Annotated in this window: 13 protein-coding genes; 10 read left to right on the top strand and 3 right to left on the bottom strand. The window is 40.6% G+C overall.

Annotation, left to right across the window (positions count from 1 at the left end; translation table 11 throughout):
• Positions 1–97 precede the first annotated feature (97 nt).
• On the bottom strand, positions 98–3,538 hold the full coding sequence (locus B5G52_RS01885; protein ID WP_087531010.1) for a PAS-domain containing protein: 3,441 nt from the start codon (positions 3,536–3,538) through the stop codon (positions 98–100).
• Between the two features lie 383 nt (positions 3,539–3,921).
• On the opposite strand from B5G52_RS01885, the gene B5G52_RS01880 reads away from it, so the two are divergent.
• The 10 genes from B5G52_RS01880 to mrcB all read left to right on the top strand — a co-directional run bounded on the left by B5G52_RS01880 (position 3,922) and on the right by mrcB (position 15,333).
• A complete protein-coding gene (locus B5G52_RS01880) occupies positions 3,922–4,185 on the top strand; it encodes a DUF4212 domain-containing protein (protein ID WP_004586074.1) in 264 nt (87 codons plus the stop codon).
• Between the two features lie 11 nt (positions 4,186–4,196).
• Entirely contained in the window at positions 4,197–5,921 is a 1,725-nt protein-coding gene (locus tag B5G52_RS01875; RefSeq protein ID WP_087531009.1) for a sodium:solute symporter family protein, read from the top strand.
• A 109-nt stretch (positions 5,922–6,030) separates the two neighbouring features.
• Entirely contained in the window at positions 6,031–7,869 is a 1,839-nt protein-coding gene (locus tag B5G52_RS01870; protein WP_087531182.1) for a DUF294 nucleotidyltransferase-like domain-containing protein, read from the top strand.
• A gap of 24 nt (positions 7,870–7,893) precedes the next feature.
• Positions 7,894–8,523, top strand: coding sequence for a 3'-5' exonuclease (locus B5G52_RS01865; protein WP_087531008.1), 630 nt, complete (start codon positions 7,894–7,896; stop codon positions 8,521–8,523).
• Between the two features lie 9 nt (positions 8,524–8,532).
• Positions 8,533–8,793: a hypothetical protein gene (locus tag B5G52_RS01860; RefSeq protein ID WP_087531007.1), complete on the top strand. Its 261-nt coding sequence runs from the start codon at positions 8,533–8,535 to the stop codon at positions 8,791–8,793.
• 180 nt (positions 8,794–8,973) lie between these two features.
• On the top strand, positions 8,974–9,990 hold the full coding sequence (epd, locus tag B5G52_RS01855) for an erythrose-4-phosphate dehydrogenase (RefSeq protein WP_087531006.1): 1,017 nt from the start codon (positions 8,974–8,976) through the stop codon (positions 9,988–9,990).
• A 94-nt stretch (positions 9,991–10,084) separates the two neighbouring features.
• Positions 10,085–11,260 (top strand): phosphoglycerate kinase, encoded by a 1,176-nt coding sequence (locus tag B5G52_RS01850; protein WP_087531005.1) that lies wholly within the window; start codon positions 10,085–10,087, stop codon positions 11,258–11,260.
• A 217-nt stretch (positions 11,261–11,477) separates the two neighbouring features.
• Entirely contained in the window at positions 11,478–12,542 is a 1,065-nt protein-coding gene (gene fba, locus B5G52_RS01845; protein ID WP_087531004.1) for a class II fructose-bisphosphate aldolase, read from the top strand.
• 148 nt (positions 12,543–12,690) lie between these two features.
• Positions 12,691–12,852 carry a YqaE/Pmp3 family membrane protein gene (locus B5G52_RS01840; RefSeq protein WP_087531003.1) on the top strand — a complete coding sequence of 54 codons (162 nt, stop codon included), beginning with the start codon at positions 12,691–12,693 and terminating at the stop codon, positions 12,850–12,852.
• Positions 12,853–12,984: 132 nt separating this feature from the next.
• Positions 12,985–15,333 (top strand): penicillin-binding protein 1B, encoded by a 2,349-nt coding sequence (gene mrcB, locus B5G52_RS01835; protein WP_087531002.1) that lies wholly within the window; start codon positions 12,985–12,987, stop codon positions 15,331–15,333.
• Between the two features lie 18 nt (positions 15,334–15,351).
• On the opposite strand, the gene B5G52_RS01830 is transcribed toward mrcB, so the two are convergent.
• A complete protein-coding gene (locus tag B5G52_RS01830; protein WP_087531001.1) occupies positions 15,352–17,193 on the bottom strand; it encodes a methyl-accepting chemotaxis protein in 1,842 nt (613 codons plus the stop codon).
• 138 nt (positions 17,194–17,331) lie between these two features.
• Positions 17,332–18,612: a glutamate-1-semialdehyde 2,1-aminomutase gene (gene hemL / locus B5G52_RS01825; RefSeq protein WP_087531000.1), complete on the bottom strand. Its 1,281-nt coding sequence runs from the start codon at positions 18,610–18,612 to the stop codon at positions 17,332–17,334.
• Positions 18,613–18,658: the final 46 nt, after the last annotated feature.

The raw sequence follows: 18,658 nt of genomic DNA, 5'->3' as shown, positions 1-18,658 counted from the left end.
TTAGCTATGTTGTTTAGCACGGATCTGTTTTATTTTTTGCCTAGCACCTAGCACCTAGCACCTAGCACCTAGCACCTAGCACCTAGCGCCTAGCACGTCACGTACTGTGATTAAGCAGTGCTTTTAATTTGCCAGGCTTTATCGGTTTGGATAAATAATGAATATTAGCGGCTTTAGTTGTTTGTTTTAGTTCATCATCACGTACTGCGGTAATTAAAATAGCGGGCACAGGACTTTGCCAAATTTCGCGTAATGTTTTAATAAGTGTTATACCGTCGCAGTTATGGCCGAGTTGGTAATCCATTAAAATAACATCTGGCGCTTTATTTGCTTTTGCATATTCTAAAACAGTCTCAACTTGGTCAAACAGTTGATAATCGGCTTGCCACTTCTGTAATAAGCTCGCCATGGCATTTAAATTTTCAGGGTCATCATCCACAGCTATTACATTCATTGCCGCGCGGTTTTCAAATAAGCTGTTAGTGGCAGTTTTTTGCTGTACAAATTGGCTGTCGCCGTAAGGAACTTCAATGCTAAAACGACTGCCTTTGTGGATGGTTGAATGTACTTCTAACCGTAGGCTGAGTAAATCAACCATACGTTTAACCACACCTAAACCAAGACCTACACCTTTATTGTCGCCGGCTTCTATACGGTAAAAATCATTAAATATCTTTGCTTGTTCTACTTCGCTAATGCCAGGCCCGGTATCCCAAACTTCAATGCGAAGGTGGTGTTTTCGTTTACGACATGCGACTAACACACGGCCTTTTTCAGTGTATTTAACCGCGTTAGACACTAAGTTTTGGATAATCCTGCGTAAGTAAGTGATGTCACTATGGACTATTTGTTGCCCAGAGCGGACATGCAGCTGCAAGCCTTTTTCGCTCGATAAAATAGCGTATTCGTTACGTAGCGGCGCTAAAATATCATCAATACTGAAATGACGTGGAGAAGGGGTCATAGCGCCTTGTTCAAGTTTTGCAATTTCAAGTAAGGCTGACATTAAATGTACAGTTGAATCGAGACTTGCACCTAGCTTTTCAAAGTTGTTGATATTGTTGTCTGCCAACGAAGTCTCATCAATGGCTGCTAAGTACAAACGCGCCGCATTTAGTGGTTGTAAAATATCATGGCTTGCCAAGGCTAAAAATCGTGTTTTACTGTCATTTGCCTGTTCTGCCTCACGTTTGGCTAAAGTGAGTGCTTGCTCTGTTTGTACGCGACTTTCTATTTGAGCTTCGAGATCTTTATTAATAGTACGTATTTCTTGAGTACGAGCTTCAATGCGGTTTTCAAGATCCATGTTCACTTCTTCCAACGCATTTTGTGTGGCAATATGCGTGGTAATGTCTGAAAAGCTGGTAACAAAGCCGCCATCAGGCAGTGGATTACCAATCATTTCATATACTTGCCCATTTCTGCGGTGTCGAATAAAGTGGTGAGATGTGCCGTTTTTTAAATGCTGTACACGTTTTTCAACTTGTCGCTCTATTTCGCCTGGGCCACATTCTCCGCGCTCTGCGTTGTAGCGAATAATCTCTTCGATGGGTTGGCCTACTTCTAAAAAGTCGGCTGGGTAGTTAAACATTTCAGCGTAGCGCTTATTCCATGCAACTAGTTTGAGGTCTTTATCGACTACTGAAATACCATGGCTTAAGTTCTCAAGTGACGTGAACAAAAGGTTTTGGTTAAACTGCAGCGCTTGAGTGGTTTCATCAAAAAAGTTAACCACTTCTTCAAAGGCCATGCGCTTACCCGAAGCCACAGTATGAATAAGAGCTTGCGCAGAAGAGGCACCTAAAACCCCCGTTAATGCGCGTTCACAATAGGCAATAAATTCAGGATCAGGATGGTTGTTATTATCACCCAATTGATGGCTGAGCGAGAAATGTGCTAATACTTGCTGACTACGCTGAACGCCTAAAAACGTTTGTAGCAAAATTTTAAAGTCATACACAGTGGCTTTTACGTTTTTATTTAAACGCCTTGCCAGCACAGCTTGCTCTTTAGGGTTAACAAAAGCAGCAGCTTGAATTTTATCTATTAACCGTTCATCGGCTCCGAGTGAAAAACTGATATAGCAACCAATATTAGCAAATAGGGCAATAAGTGTACCTCGGGTTATTAAGGTTTGCTGTAGCTCGGTATCAAGGCTGTTACCGGCGTCTAAAATTGGCAACATTAAAAATAAAATCCAGCAAATAAAACCAGCCAAAAGGCCTGCGTAAACTCCATAAGCATGGCCTTTACGCCAGTATAATCCGCCAATAATAGCGGGTAATAATTGGGTGACCAGTGAGAATGCAACTAAGCCCATACTCGCAAGTGCTTTACCATGGCCAAACCATTGCTGATAAAAATACGACAAAATTAATATGCCCGCGATGGTAAAGCGCCTTACTAATAAAATACGCGACCTATAGCTGGTAGTGATCAGGTTGCGTTTAAACTTACGGCGTAGCATTAATGGTAATACAACGTCGTTAGATATCATGGTGCTGAGCGTGAGTGTAGCGACCACTATCATGGCAGTCGCTGCCGAAATTCCACCAATAAATACAAAAGTGGTAAGTAAAACATTGTCGTGCATTAAAGGGAGTGCCAGTACAAAGCTATCTGGTGAAAAGTCACTGCCAATATTTGGATGAATAGCAGCTGTGGCGATAGGCAAAATCATCGCGGCTGTGAGTAATAAATACAGTGGGAAAGCCCAACGTGCGGTAAATAAATGGCGTTTGTCTTGGTTATCTACTACGGTGACATGAAACTGTCGTGGTAAACAAATAATCGCTGCGGCTGCCATTAATGATTGACCAATAAAGTTAAAACTAAAAAAGTTGAAACTACTCCAATGCTGCCATAAAGATTCAGTGCTTAACACTTCGCGCTCTGTGGGTAAGTTAAATAGGGTATAAACCGCTAAGCCCGCTACAGCGACCAGTGCAAGTAGCTTAATTAAAGATTCAAATGCTACCGCTAGCATTAAACCCGAGCGGTATTCAGTTACATCGACTTTGCGTGTGCCAAAGAAAATAGCAAACATGGTCATAATCAATGTGGCTGATAACGCAACCATAGAGCCAGATATTTTATTATCGCTTTGTAACAGTAAAAAACTGCTACTAAGGGCTTTTAACTGCAGAGCGATGTAAGGAATAGTGGCAAGTAAAGCGATAACAGTAACCATAATCGCCGTTGTTTGACGTTTGCCGTACCGAGCTGAAATAAAGTCAGCAATGGTGGTGATATTTTGTTTCTTACTTACCAGTACAAGCTTACGTAAAAAGCCTTGGCCGAAAAAAAACAACAGCGCAGGGCCAAGTAAAATAGGTAGGTAACTCCAACTGCTGGTGGCAGCTGTGCCCACTGAGCCATAGTAAGTCCACGAGGTGCAATAAATCCCTAAAGAGAATGAATAAACAAATGGGTGATGGCTAATGCGCTTTGCTAATGGAGTGGTTTTATCTCCCCAGTTTGCAAGCCAGAACAGCACGCCAATATAGGCTAATGCAACAAAAATTAGAGCAGCAGTCATATAATAATTCAGTTTTTATTATGATAGTTAATACCATACCAGAAATTGAAAATAATTTGAGCTGTCAATTATTATGCTTATTCACCTAAATTTTCAAGTGATTGATATAGATGGTGTTTTTGATTTTTGTAAATGTATTCGACTAATGTCGCAGATCGACAATATAGCCTTGCTGAATAGTGATTATCACTTGGTGAAAATGTTTAACGTGATGATATTTAATGTTTTTTACTTTTATTTAACAAGCCTCAATTTGCAGTTTACGTAAACGTTAATCTTTTGTTACGACCATGGTCTCAATTCAATCTTGCTCAGGCATTGCTAACTTTATATACGAACATAAAACACACACATCATTTTTCGGTGTTAATGAGGAATATAAAATGGCTTTTAAAGATGAAGAACAAGCAAAAGCTTATTGGGCGGAAAACATTTCACTGCTGTTTAAATTATTAGCAGTTTGGTTTGTCGTATCCTTCGGTTTTGGTATTTTACTGGTAGATGTACTTAATGAAGTACGCTTTTTTGGGTTTAAACTTGGTTTCTGGTTTTCCCAGCAAGGCGCGATTTACACCTTTGTGGCTTTGATTTTTGTTTACGTTTTCAAAATGAATACGTTAGATAAAAAATACGGCGTAGACGAATAGGAGCTTAAGTAATGGATGTTCAAACACTCACGTTTTTAATTGTTGGTTTAAGCTTCGCGCTGTATATCGGCATAGCAATATGGGCCCGTGCAGGGTCAACAAAAGAATTTTATGTAGCGGGAGGTGGTGTTCCGCCATTAGCTAATGGTATGGCAACCGCCGCTGATTGGATGAGTGCGGCGTCATTTATTTCAATGGCGGGTATCATCTCTTTTGCAGGTTATGATGGCGGTGTTTACTTAATGGGGTGGACAGGTGGCTATGTTTTATTAGCTATGTGTTTAGCGCCTTACTTACGTAAATTTGGTAAGTTCACAGTGCCTGACTTTATCGGCGATCGTTACTATTCACGCACCGCTCGTTTAGTGGCAATTTTATGTGCTATTTTTATCTGCTTTACTTATATTGCAGGGCAAATGCGCGGTGTAGGTGTGGTGTTTTCACGCTTTTTAGAAGTTGAGATCGAGACCGGTGTTTACATTGGTATGGTGATTGTATTCTTCTACGCAGTGCTTGGCGGTATGAAAGGGATTACTTACACTCAAGTAGCACAGTATTGCGTATTAGTATTCGCATACTTAGTGCCTGCAATATTTATCTCAATGATGATGACAGGGCACTTCTTCCCGCAAACAGGCTTTGGTGCCACACTAAGTGATGGCTCTGGCATGTATGTACTGGATAAGCTTGATGGCTTAAGCGCTGAACTGGGATTTGCTCAATACACCGAAGGCTCTAAGAGCATAATTGACGTATTTGCAATCACAGGTGCATTGATGGTGGGTACTGCAGGTTTACCACACGTTATTGTACGTTTCTTCACTGTACCTCGTGTTAAAGATACGCGTATTTCTGCAGCGTGGACGTTAGTATTTATCGCGATTGTTTACACCACTGCGCCAGCAGTTGCATCGTTTGCACGTGTTAACATGATTGATACGATTAACGGTAAAGATGGCAGTGGTACTGAGTATGCACAAGCGCCAACCTGGGTTAAAAACTGGGAAAGAACAGGTCTTATTACTTTTAATGATAAAAACGGTGATGGCAAAATGTTCTACACAGCCGGTAAGATTGACGATCCTAACAGTGCAAATGAGGTAAACGTTGACCGTGATATCATGGTATTAGCAAATCCTGAAATTGCTAACTTACCTGCATGGGTTATTGCATTAGTGGCTGCCGGTGGTATTGCAGCAGCGCTATCAACAACGGCTGGTTTATTATTGGTTATTTCAACGTCGGTCTCGCATGATTTACTTAAGCGAACTCTCAAGCCTGATATTAGCGATAAACAAGAATTACTCGCAGCGAGGTTAGCAGCGATGATTGCCATTGTTATTTCCGCTTACTTTGGTATTAACCCGCCTGGATTTGTGGCGTCGGTGGTGGCATTTGCATTTGGCTTAGCTGCTGCAAGTTTCTTCCCGGCGATTATTATGGGTATTTTCTCTAAGACGATGAATAAAGAAGGTGCGATTGCAGGTATGGTGACAGGTATTACCTTTACTGCGGCATATATTATCTTCTTCAAATTTGTTAGTCCTGAACTTAACAGCCCTGAACATTGGTTCCTAGGTATTTCACCAGAAGGTATTGGCTTAGTTGGTATGGTTATTAACTTTGCTGTTGCAGCTATAGTATTAAAGCTAACTGCTGAAACCCCAGTTGAAATCCAAGAAATGGTTGAAGGTATTCGTAATCCTAAAGGCTCTAGTGAGGCGCATGCTCACTAGCAATGACTTGATTGTTATTTAAGCCAAAGCCCGACTTTTGTCGGGCTTTTTATTTTTTATGAATATGAGTAATGTAGTCACTCTGGCCTTATTATTTGCGAGTACAGTTATGAATAACGAGCAGCAGGAAGTCGCCCAGTTTGTCAAAACACAAACACCATTTAGTCAAATTTATAGTAGCGCAACCAATTATTTTGTAACCCATATAGATAGCATTTATTTGACCCGAGAAAATCAATCGCAATGGCTGCAGTCTGACTCGCCGAGGTTGTTTTTAATTCGCTCTGGATTATATGACTTAGTCGATGCCAAAGGCGATGTGATCACGCGTTTAGCACAAGGCGATTATTTTGGCTTTCCATCTTTGTTAACAGGTGAGGCAATACAAAACCGTTTAGAAACGCAAAAAGAGGGCATAGTGTATATGCTCAATCAAGAGAGTTTTGATTTCTTGCGTCGAGAATATAAGTCGTTTGAACAATATTTTGTTCGTGCCCATGCTAATAGGCTACTTTCCTCCCATTATAAAAGTCAAAACGAAAGTTGGTCTGAGAAAAAAATATCAGAGTTGATGTCACGTAAAGCGGTTACATTGCCTCCTGATGCGAGCATTCGTCAAACAGCTAAAAAAATGAAAATGCACGGTGTTTCGTCAATAATGATCACAGAGTTTGAACAGCTGGTTGGGGTTGTGACTGATCGTGATTTACGTAATCGCGTGCTTGCAGATGAGGTTGAGCCAAAAGAAGCTGTGAGCACAATAATGAGTAAAAAGCCCAAATATATATTTGAGAATAATCGGGTTTTTTCAGCTCTGCATTTAATGCTTAAACATAATATTCATCACTTACCAGTATTAGATGAACATCATAAAGCACTGGGTATGATCACCAGTACGGACTTGTTACGCCAACAAAAAAGTGACCCAGTACAATTAATTGGTCGTATTTATAAAGCGCATAATATTAGTGATTTAAAGCGTTATGCTGATGAAATACCTGAGTTACTTCGTGGCTTTTCGCATAATATTGATGATATTTCTTTGATTGGTAAATTACTTAGTGGGCTAACCGATGCATTAACGTCACGGCTTATTCACTTATTTCAAGAAGACAATGGTGCGGCACCGACCAGTTTTAGCTTTATATGTTTTGGCTCACAAGCACGAGAAGAGCAAACTCTGCACTCAGATCAAGATAATGGTTTGTTATTACCAGATGATTTAAGTGATCAGCATCAAAATTACTTTCGCCGAATGGGAGAGTTTGTGTGTGAGCAACTTGTAGAATGCGGAATTAGGCGTTGCCCCGGTAACATCATGGCCAGCAGTGAATTGTGTAGAATGGGTATTTCAGATTGGTGTGAGCGTTTTTTCAAGTGGATAAAAAGTCCGACACCTGAGGCGATGCTAAACTGTAAAATATTTTTTGATTTACGGTTTATTGAAGGCTCAAACTCGCTTTATACCAGTTTTTGTGAGCAGTTAACCCGTATATCTCGCAACGACTTATTTTATGCTGCGATGGCCAATGATATAAAAAGTAATGCAGTACCCATTGGTTTGTTTAATCAATTTAAGTTAGAGAAAGATGCTAAGCAGCACAAGTTTATTGATTTAAAGAAACGCGGAGTGGTGATCATTAACGACATAGTGCGGTTATATGCGTTAAAAGCAGGAGTAAGGCGAGCAAATACCCAAGAGCGTCTTGATGCACTATTAAAGTATCCACTGTTAAATAATCAGGATTTATATAACCTAAAAGATTGCTGGCGTTTCTTAACCCAATTGCGTTTACGCACTCAAATTAACGAAGAGGGCTTGCCGAGTAATTGTATTAATCCTGATAAGTTAAATTCTTTGGAGCGTCATCAGCTCAAAGAAGCGTTTTACCTAATAAAACAAGCACAGCAAGCGGCTGCATTTAAATTTGCAAGAGGGAGTTTGTAATGCACAAAGCGTTAAGGACTCAAAGTGGTTAAGCGTTGGTTAGATCGTTATTTATCAAAAAAGAAATTGTTAGCTACAAGTGCTGCGAGCCAGCGTTATATTGTTATCGATTTAGAGCTAACAGGACTTGATGTAAAACAGCATGAGATAGTCTCTGTTGCATGGGTTTTGATTGAGCAACAGTGTATTAAGCTCAGCCAAGCAGCACATTATATTAATAAAGACGTACAACAATTAGAGCAAAGCCCAGTTTTTCATGGTATCGCACAAAAAGATATTATTACAGGGCAAAGTTTAGACATTATTCTCACTAAGCTAAGTGATTACTTTGATGATGCTATTTTAGTGTTCCATAATGCCAGCTTAGATTGGGGATTTTTAAAACATGCGTTTAAAGCGCAGGGAATGGTGGCTAAACCCAGATTGATTCTTGATACTTTTTTAATAGAAAAAAAGCGCTTACATCAGCAAGGGCAAGAAATTGGCCTCGATGATTTAACATTAGCCGCTTGTAGAGCACGTTATCAGTTACCTGACTATCATAACCATCACGCTTTAACCGATGCGACTGCAACGGCTGAGTTATTACTTGCGCAGTGTTATCAAATAGGCCAAGGTAAAGATTTAAAGTTAGTTGATTTAGTTTATTTATAGGTTCTTTTAATGAAAAATAATTTACTGCCATCTTTAGTCGGTGTGATAGTCAGTTTAATTACAGTATGGTGGTTACATGGGTTTTTATTAGTGGATCGTTGTTTAGATAGTGGTGGCGCGATTAATCATAAAACTAACTTATGCATGGGTGAAAACGGTCAAGTAATAGAACTGGCAACGTCATCAGGCGTATTAGCCATTTATTGTATTGTGATTATGACAGTTTCATTAGTATCCGGAAGTTTAATACGCAAGCTACTTAAGCGTTAAACAATTTACCTTTTCTAACTGTAGAGCCTAAGCCTTAGGAAGTTTGGGGCGATATAAAACTTGTGCTACACATTTATTTAACGTTACCTCTTATATTCAACAGCAAGGTCGATTACAATACGCGCATCAAAAAGGCAGGTGGCCTTTATCTGCAAGCAAATAGAGTGGATTTTCTAACGAATGGCAATCAAACTTGCAATCAATGGTTTTGGTCGAATTGGTCGGAATATTGTTCGTGCCCTGTATGAGTCAGGCTTAAACGATGAGATCAAAATTGTTGCAATAAATGAACTGGCGGATCCTCAAGGGATCGCGCATCTCCTTAAATACGATACTTCGCATGGACGCTTTAAGTTTCCCGTAACACTTGGCGAAGATAGTATTACCGTTGCTAATGATTCTATCGCCTTATTCTGCGAGGAAAATCCCGCTGAACTGCCTTGGCAAATATTAGATGTGGATGTTGTTTTAGAGTGTACCGGTGTGTTTCACTCTCGCGAACATGCTCAGTTACATCTAAATGCTGGTGCGAAGAAAGTGCTATTTTCTCAACCTGCAGATGCTGATGTTGATGCCACAATCGTGTATGGTATTAATGATGATGAATTAACCGCAGCGCAAACAATTGTTTCAAATGGTTCATGCACGACTAACTGCATAGTGCCAGTTATAAAAGTACTTGATGATGCCTTTGCGATTGAGTCAGGGGCGATTACCACAATTCATGCGTCAATGAACGATCAACAAGTGATTGATGCGTATCATCATGACTTACGTCGCACCCGTGCTGCGAGTCAATCTATTATTCCAGTTGATACCAAACTAGCCCGTGGTATTGAGCGTATTTTGCCTAAATTCCATGGCCGTTTTGAAGCGATTGCTGTACGCGTACCGACTATCAATGTAACTGCGATGGATTTAAGCGTAACAGTGAATACCGATGTGGATTTACTTGCGGTTAATAAAGTATTAAAGGCCGCAGCGAAAGATCGTCTCGAAGGGATTTTAAGTTACACCGAAGAACCATTAGTGTCTGTCGATTTTAACCATGATGCACACTCTTGTATTATTGATGGCACACAGACACGTGTTAGTCATAAACGACTGATAAAGTTATTAGTCTGGTGTGACAATGAATGGGGATTTGCCAACCGAATGCTCGACACAGCAAAGTGCATGATGGTTGCAAGTAACTAAATTAAAGAGCTAAATTAAAAAGCTAAATTAAATAGCTAAATATTATAATTAAAAGTTTTTACTCAAGTCAGTATCGTTAACTAAGGAGAAGTCCATGTCGGTCATAAATATGGCAGATTTAGATTTAAACGGCAAACGCGTGTTAATTCGTGAAGATTTAAATGTACCCGTAAAAGCAGGTAAAGTGACCTCTGATGCACGTATTCGTGCAGCATTACCTAGTATTAAATTAGCCCTTGAAAAAGGCGCAAAAGTAATGGTGATGTCACACCTTGGCCGCCCTACGGAAGGGGAATACAACGAAGAGTTTTCACTTGCTCCTGTTGTTGATTATCTAAATGAAGCACTAGAGCAGACAGTGCGTCTTGAAAAAGATTATTTAGATGGCGTTGAAGTTGCTGATAATGAAGTGGTTGTTTTTGAAAACGTGCGCTTTAATGTTGGTGAAAAGAAGAATGATGAAACACTAGCTAAGAAACTGGCTGCATTATGTGACGTGTATGTAATGGATGCATTTGGTACGGCTCACCGCGCACAAGCTTCTACTCATGGTGTTGGCGTATATGCTGATGTTGCTTGTGCAGGCCCATTACTGGCTGCTGAACTTGACGCATTAGGTAAAGCACTTGATAACCCTGCACGTCCTTTAGTAGCTATTGTAGGTGGTTCTAAAGTGTCTACTAAGTTAACTGTACTTGATTCACTTTCTACCATTGTTGATCAATTAGTAACAGGTGGCGGTATCGCGAATACCTTTATTGCAGCTGCTGGCTACCCTGTAGGTAAGTCACTTTATGAAGCTGATTTAATTGATGAAGCAAATAAATTAAGTGCTGCTGCTAAAAGCAATAATGGTGAAATTCCTGTCCCAACTGATGTGGTTGTAGGAAATGAGTTTTCAGAGTCAGCGGTTGCAACATTGAAAGATGTGAGCGAAGTAACCAGCGAAGACATGATTTTTGATATCGGCCCAGATACGGCAAACCAACTGGCAAAAATCATTGCTAATGCAGGTACTGTGGTTTGGAATGGTCCGGTTGGTGTGTTTGAATTTGATCAATTTGGTAATGGTACACGTGCTATTGCACAAGCGATTGCAGACTCAAATGCGTTTTCGATAGCAGGAGGCGGTGACACGCTAGCAGCCATTGATAAATATGGTATTGCAGATAAAGTTTCATATATTTCAACAGGCGGTGGTGCTTTCCTTGAATTTTTAGAAGGGAAAAAACTGCCAGCTGTTGCTATGCTAGAAGAGCGCGCTAAGTAAAATTAGTTGCTCGCTGGTGTGAGTAGTATTACTTGCACCAGCAAAGACCATTAATTAAATACCTCTCACCCTTATTTAATTGTTGGTTTTGGTTTACCGGTAGGTTTGGCGAGTGTCGATTCTATCGTGATGTAGTGATTGCATCGAATTAAACTATTCCGTTCGAACTAGGTAGTTTGTGCGTGCGCGCAGCTATCGACAATTTGGAGAATACCCAATGGCTTTAATCAGTATGCGACAACTTCTTGATCATGCAGCTGAAAATGGTTACGGCGTACCAGCATTTAACGTTAATAACCAAGAGCAAATCCGCGCTATTATGATGGCGGCTGATAAAACAAACAGCCCTGTAATTGTGCAAGGCTCAGCAGGTGCTCGTGCCTACGCTGGTGCCCCATTTATTCGTCATATGATTTTAGCAGCCATTGAAGAATGGCCACATATTCCTGTGGTAATGCACCAAGATCACGGCACATCACCTGGCGTTTGCCAACGTTCTATTCAATTAGGCTTTTCATCAGTCATGATGGATGGCTCATTAATGACCGATGGTAAAACACCTTCAAGTTATGATTATAACGTTGATGTTACACGTAAAACCGTTGAACTTGCACACTCATGTGGTGTATCAGTAGAAGGCGAGTTAGGTGTATTAGGTTCACTTGAAACGGGTGAAGCTGGCGAAGAAGATGGCGTTGGTGCTGAAGGTAAATTAACTACAGATCAAATGCTAACAGATCCTGAAGAAGCTGCTGACTTTGTAAGTAAAACACATGTTGATGCACTAGCAATTGCGTGTGGTACTTCACATGGCGCTTATAAATTTACTCGCCCACCAACAGACGATATTTTAGCAATTGATCGTATTAAAGCGATTCATGCGCGTATTCCTAATACGCACTTAGTTATGCATGGTTCTTCGTCAGTACCACAAGAGTGGCTTGAAATCATCAACCAATACGGTGGTGAAATCCCTGAAACTTATGGCGTGCCAGTTGAGCAGATCGTTGAAGGTATCAAGTTTGGTGTGCGTAAAGTCAATATTGATACTGATTTACGTTTAGCATCAACAGGGGCTATTCGTCGTCATTTAGCACAAAACCCTGCAAACTTTGACCCACGTAAATACCTAGCTGAAGCAACTAAAGCAATGACAGAAATATGTGTTGCGCGTTATGAGTCATTTGGTACAGCAGGCCAAGCAAGCAAGATTAAGCCAATCTCACTTGATGAAATGCACCTTAAATATTTAACTGGCGAATTAGATCCGCAAATTAAATAATTTAAGTAATTGAATCAAAAAGCCAGAGTCTCTGTGAGTTTCTGGCTTTTTTTAAGCCAGTCAAAAACTATTAAAACAAATACATGTAGCTAATTTTTCATTACAGACTATGCTTTAAAAGAGTTAAATATCAATTACAAGGACTATCATGGATAATAAATTACTACTCATTATTTTGTCGTTGTTTTTACCTCCAGTTGCGGTTTTTTTAAAGGCTGGAGTAGGTAAAGATTTGATCATTAATATTGTTCTGTGTTTTATCTTTTTTATACCCGCGGTAATTCATGCCCTTTGGCTGTGTACACGTTAAGGCATCGCTGGAAATAAATTCAGTAGCTTCGATTAAGTTTCAGTTACTGTTAACTTTACAGGTGTTAGCGTGTATAGCTATATGCTAAGCTCGCACCTGTAAATTAACCTCTGGAAATTAATAACAACATCAATGGCTGATAAAAAAGAACCTCGCTCATCGAAAACCTCAACAAAGCGCCCTGTAAAAAAGGCGGCTAGCAATACGGCTAAAACTGCAAAAAAAGCCTCCAAGAAAAAAACGGTAAAAAACACTAGTACGCGAAGCTTTGGCCGTAAACTATTCTCTATTTTTTGGAAATTGAGTCTTGCAGGAGTTGTCGCTATGGCTCTTTATTTAATCTATCTTGATGCCAAAATAACTCGTCAGTTTGAAGGTAATAAGTGGCAACTGCCAGCACAGGTATATGCTCGTGCAATGAGCTTTTATCCAGGGCAGTTTTTATCAAGCCAAGAAGTGCTTTGGGAGCTTGATCGGTTAAATTACTCGTCAGTTAATAAGCTAAGTCGTACTGGTCAGTATATAAAAAGTGGCGATAGCATTAAAATTTTTCGCCGTGAGTTTGAGTTTTTTGATGGCTTAGAGAGTGCACAAGTCATTGAGCTGCGCTTTACAGGGAAAAAATTAGCAACGATCAAAGATAAATTTGGCAGACGACTAAACAGCGCACGTTTAGAGCCAGTGCAAATAGCCCGAATTGGGAATGATTCAAAACAGGATCGTGAGTTTGTGCCTCTTGATAAATTTCCAGCAATGCTTAAAGACACCTTGTTAGTGGTAGAAGATCAAAAGTTTTATGAGCACCATGGGGTGTCTGTATTATCTATTATGCGCGCTTTATATAGTAATATTAAAGCTGGCCGCACCGTTCAAGGGGGCAGCACGTTAACTCAGCAATTAGCTAAAAATATCTATTTAACCCGTGATCGTACCCTTATTCGTAAATTCAACGAAGCACTTATCGCATTGATCTTGGATTATCGCTATTCTAAAGACCAAATCTTAGAGGCTTATTTAAATGAAGTGTATCTTGGTCAATCATATAACCAGGGTGTACATGGCATGGGTTTAGCATCTGAGTTTTATTTTTCTAAACCAGTAGATGAGCTGGAGTTTGACCAAATAGCCCTGCTTGTTGCAATGGTGAAAGGACCATCGTACTACAACCCGCGAAGATACAGCGAGCGCACGATGGAGCGCCGTGATCTCGTATTACGACTCATGGTTGATAATAAACTTATTGATACTCGCGAATACCGAGCTGCATTGCAGCGGCCAATTGATATCGCTCCAATGAAAGATAGCCTTCCTAAATCATACCCAGGTTATTTAGAGTTAGTGGACCGTGAGCTTAAACGATTACTCCCAGATCAAGAGGTACTTGATGCGGGGGTCAGAGTATTTACATATTTTGATTTACAAAAGCAAGCGGCGATGGAAGAAGCCATCACAGAAAGTCTACCGTATCTTGAAAGGCGAGCTACAACAGAACAACTAGAAGCCGCTATGGTGTCTGTTAATGTTGAAAAAGGTGGTGTATCAGCGTTAGTAGCTGGTCGAGATCCACGCTTTCTAGGTTTTAACCGGGTACTGGATACAAAGCGAAATATTGGCTCGTTAGTTAAGCCTGCAGTTTATTTAACAGCACTTGAGTCAGCTAATTATAACTTAGCTACATTATTAGATGACTCTCCTGTTCAAGTAACAAATCAGCAAGGTAAAGTTTGGCAGCCTGAAAATTTTGATCACCAATATCGCGGCATGATGCCACTTTATAAAGCATTCAGTAAAAGTATTAATATTCCAGCGGTTAATTTGGGGTTAGATGTGGGAGTTGATAAAGTGGCAACTACATTATCTAAACTTGGCGCTAAACAGGATATTGAGCAATACCCATCATTGCTATTAGGGGCGATTGAGATGTCGAGCTTAGAGGTCGCTCAACTTTATACAACGCTTGCCGCTGATGGAGAATACCGAGAGTTAACCTCTATTTCAGCATTGACTGATTCAGTGGGGAAGGTTCTGTATCAGCACCATGTTCGCTCAGAACCACGGTTTGATCAAGCGGCTGCTTATATGACTAAATATGCTATGAAACGGGTGACCAAAGATGGTACCGCCAAGCGATTAAATGCGCATTTTCCTTCAGTTCAATTAGCAGGTAAAACAGGCACCAGTAATGATTTACGTGATAGTTGGTTTGCCGGGTTTGATCAAAGCACAGTTACAGTAGCTTGGATTGGCCGAGACGATAATAAAAGTACTGGGCTAACGGGCAGTGTTGGCGCACTAGAAACGTATATTCGCTATTTAAAACCATTGAACCCGGAATCGATTGCTGATACTCGGCCTCCAACAATTCGTTGGGCATTTGTTAATGAACAAACAGGAATGCAAGCCCCACCAGGGTGTGGCAAGGTAATCCAATTACCACTGCGCGCTGCAGAGTTTGAACCTAGGCCAAGTTGTCAGCGCTAAGGAGTAAGTTTAAAGCTGTTAAGCTTTAAACTTACTCATTGCATTTGATAGCCGCTCTGATAACAGGCTTAACTTCTGAGCATCACCAAGGCCTGATTGAGCAGATGCTTGTGTCTGTATCGCAAGAGTACTTATTTGCTCTGCGTCATTGAGTGCTTGAGCTGTTGCCTTTGATTGCTCCTGAACTCTTTGGGCAATAAGCTCACCTTGTTGCTCTATTTCTAACATACTGGTTTGCGCATTTTGTAGTACAGAATTGGTACTGTTAGCTGAGTTAACGCATTCAGCCATTTTAGTTACGCTAGTTTGCATTTTTTGTTGAGTATCATCGGAAGCTTTTTGTAATGAGCTGATAATCTGATGGATTTCTTGAGTTTGTAGTTGGGTGCGTGATGCCAAAGTACGTACTTCATCAGCGACCACAGCAAATCCACGACCTTGCTCGCCAGCTCGAGCAGCTTCAATGGCAGCGTTGAGAGCGAGTAAGTTGGTTTGATCGGCTATTTCACTAATTCCCTTACTTACATTACCGATGTTTTGGCTATCCGTTGCTAATCGGTCTAATGCTTTTTGATTTTCTTTAAATTCAATTTGTAAGTCTTCCATGTACCTAGCAAGTTCCATGGTATTAGTTGAACTTTCTTTAACATGTCCGGCAGCGCCTTGTGCAATATGCATTGCTTGAACTGCCGACTCCTCGACAGCGTGAGCACTGTTTGACATATCACTAAGGGCACTGTGTATCGCACTCACGCGACTTTGTTGTTCAGTCACATCTTCACTTGTTTTATAGCTTGTTTGTTCTAAAGAGTGTGTAGCTTCACTTAAATCGACAGTTGTGGTTTTTACGTCCGCTAATAATTGAGTAAATGCTTTAAGTAGTGCATTGTAACGAGCTGTAATTATACTCATTTCATCATTACCGAGGGATGCTAAGGTCGCACTTAAATCACCATCAGCAGCTTGTTCAGCCGCATTAGCGAAGCGAGTGATTCCACCAACAACAGCCAAATAAAAGCCAATCAATAGGTAAGCTGCGCTAAGTAAGCATATGAATGAAGCAATTAACACGATATTTCTTATCATGCGCTGCTGCTGCAGTTTATCAGTTATTAGCTTTGTAAGGGTTGGGATGCTTTGGTTTATAAGTTGTTGTAAGTCATTTTGGACGGTGCTGTAGTAACGGGAAAATTCAATTTTAGATATCGATAAATTGTCTGGCTCCAGCATTTTATTATCGATAATGTTTTTAAATTGAGTAACACTTTTTTGCAGTTTTGATAGTAAAGGGGATAGCTTTTCATCAACCAAGGGGTTTGCATCTGTCGCTATAGTAAGTGTTTTTTGCACTTGTGCTTGGTACTGAGGTAATGACTTCGTTAAATTTGATAACGCTATAAAGGTCGTCGGAGTAAACGCTTGGTTATTTAGAACAGTATTAGCACTATCATTAGCTAAATTTATTTGCTTGATGAGCGCGGGGATTCTAGTAACCAATACGCGGTTTAAGTAAGCACTTGATAAGTGTTCATCAACAGCGAGTTGAGATTGAATGGAGATTAACTCTAGCGCATCAGTATATTGCTCATCCCTTACATTAAAACCATATTCGCGAGCAATTACAGCGCTTTTATTAACTTTTCCAGCCATTTGGTTATTAAGTAAAGTTTCATAGGTTTGTAGGCCTTGACGCTTCATTGTGGAAATATGTATGCTTTCAGTTAGTAAGCTGAGCAAGAAAAATAAACTTAATGCCAGCGGAGCGAGTAAAATACCAAACACTAAACCGATTTTAGTTTTATATTTTAAGTGTTCCATCAAGTTGATGGCAGGGGCCGTAAAGTGTCGTAATCCTGGCATAATGCTCTCTTGTTATGGGCAAATGGGCTGGGTAAGTAATATAAGACCGAAGAGCTTACTACTTTCATTCACTAATATTAGCCTAAAAACAAAAAAAAGCCCTTACGGGCTTTTTTATAAAGAGCGTTAAACAATGTGTTAAAGCTTGGCGAATACTCGATCAGCGGCTGCAATGGTATCGGCTATTTCTTGCTCTGAGTGTTCAGAGCAAACAAAGCCTGCTTCAAATGCTGATGGTGCTAAGTAGACACCTTCTTCTAGCATTAAGTGGAAGAACTTTTTAAAGCGTTCTAAGTCACATTGTGTCGCTTGTTGGTAAGTGGTTACTTTTTCTTGCTCTGTGAAGAAAAATCCATACATACCACCGGCGTAGTTAGTGGTCAGTGGGATACCCGCTTTTTTCGCTGCCGCTTCAAAGCCTTCACAAATCGCTTTGCTTTTTGCTTCAAGCTCATCATGAAGACCGGCAACCTCAAGTAGCTCAAGCGCTTTTAAGCCAGCAGCCATAGCAATAGGGTTACCAGAAAGTGTGCCAGCTTGATACACAGGGCCTACAGGGGCGATGTAATCCATGATTTCATTCTTACCACCAAACGCGCCTACAGGCATGCCGCCGCCAATGACTTTGCCTAAACAGGTTAAGTCTGGCTTGATGTTGTAATACGCCTGTGCGCCACCAAGTGCGACACGAAATCCAGTCATAACTTCATCAAAAATAAGCACTGATTTATATTGATCACAGATTGCACGCAGGCCTTCTAAAAAGCCTGGTACTGGTGGAATACAGTTCATGTTACCAGCAACTGGTTCTACGATGATACACGCGATTTCATCGGCGTATTTTGCAAAAATAGCTTTTACTTCATCCAAGTTATTAAACGAAACCGTTAATGTATGTTTGGCAAAGTCTTCAGGGATACCTGGGGAGTTAGGTACACCCATAGTCAGTGCGCCAGATCCCGCTTTAACTAATAAAGAGTCGGCGTGACCATGGTAGCAACCTTCGAACTTAAGAATTTTATCACGGCCAGTGTAACCACGTGCTAAGCGAATGGCGCTCATGGTCGCTTCTGTACCAGAGCTTACCATGCGTACTTTTTCAATTGATGGCACCAGCTGTTTTACTTTCTCCGCCATGAAAATTTCGGTTTCGGTAGGCGCGCCATAGCTTAAGCCATTTTCAACGGCTTCAAGTACAGCCTGTTTGATTGCAGGGTGGTTGTGACCCATGATCATAGGTCCCCATGAACCTACATAATCGATATAGCGATTGCCATCGGCATCAAAAGTAAATGGCCCTTGGGCTTTGGTAATAAACAGTGGCGTACCACCTACACCGTTAAAAGCACGTACCGGTGAATTTACGCCACCAGGGATTGAGGCTTGGGCGCGGGCAAATAAATCTTGGCTAATTGTCATGAATATTCCTATTGAGTTTTCATGGTTACATTAAAATACATTTCTT

This window comes from Pseudoalteromonas sp. A601 (assembly GCF_002165575.1).
GTDB lineage: Bacteria > Pseudomonadota > Gammaproteobacteria > Enterobacterales > Alteromonadaceae > Pseudoalteromonas.
This window is presented reverse-complemented; position numbering and strand designations above follow the sequence as displayed.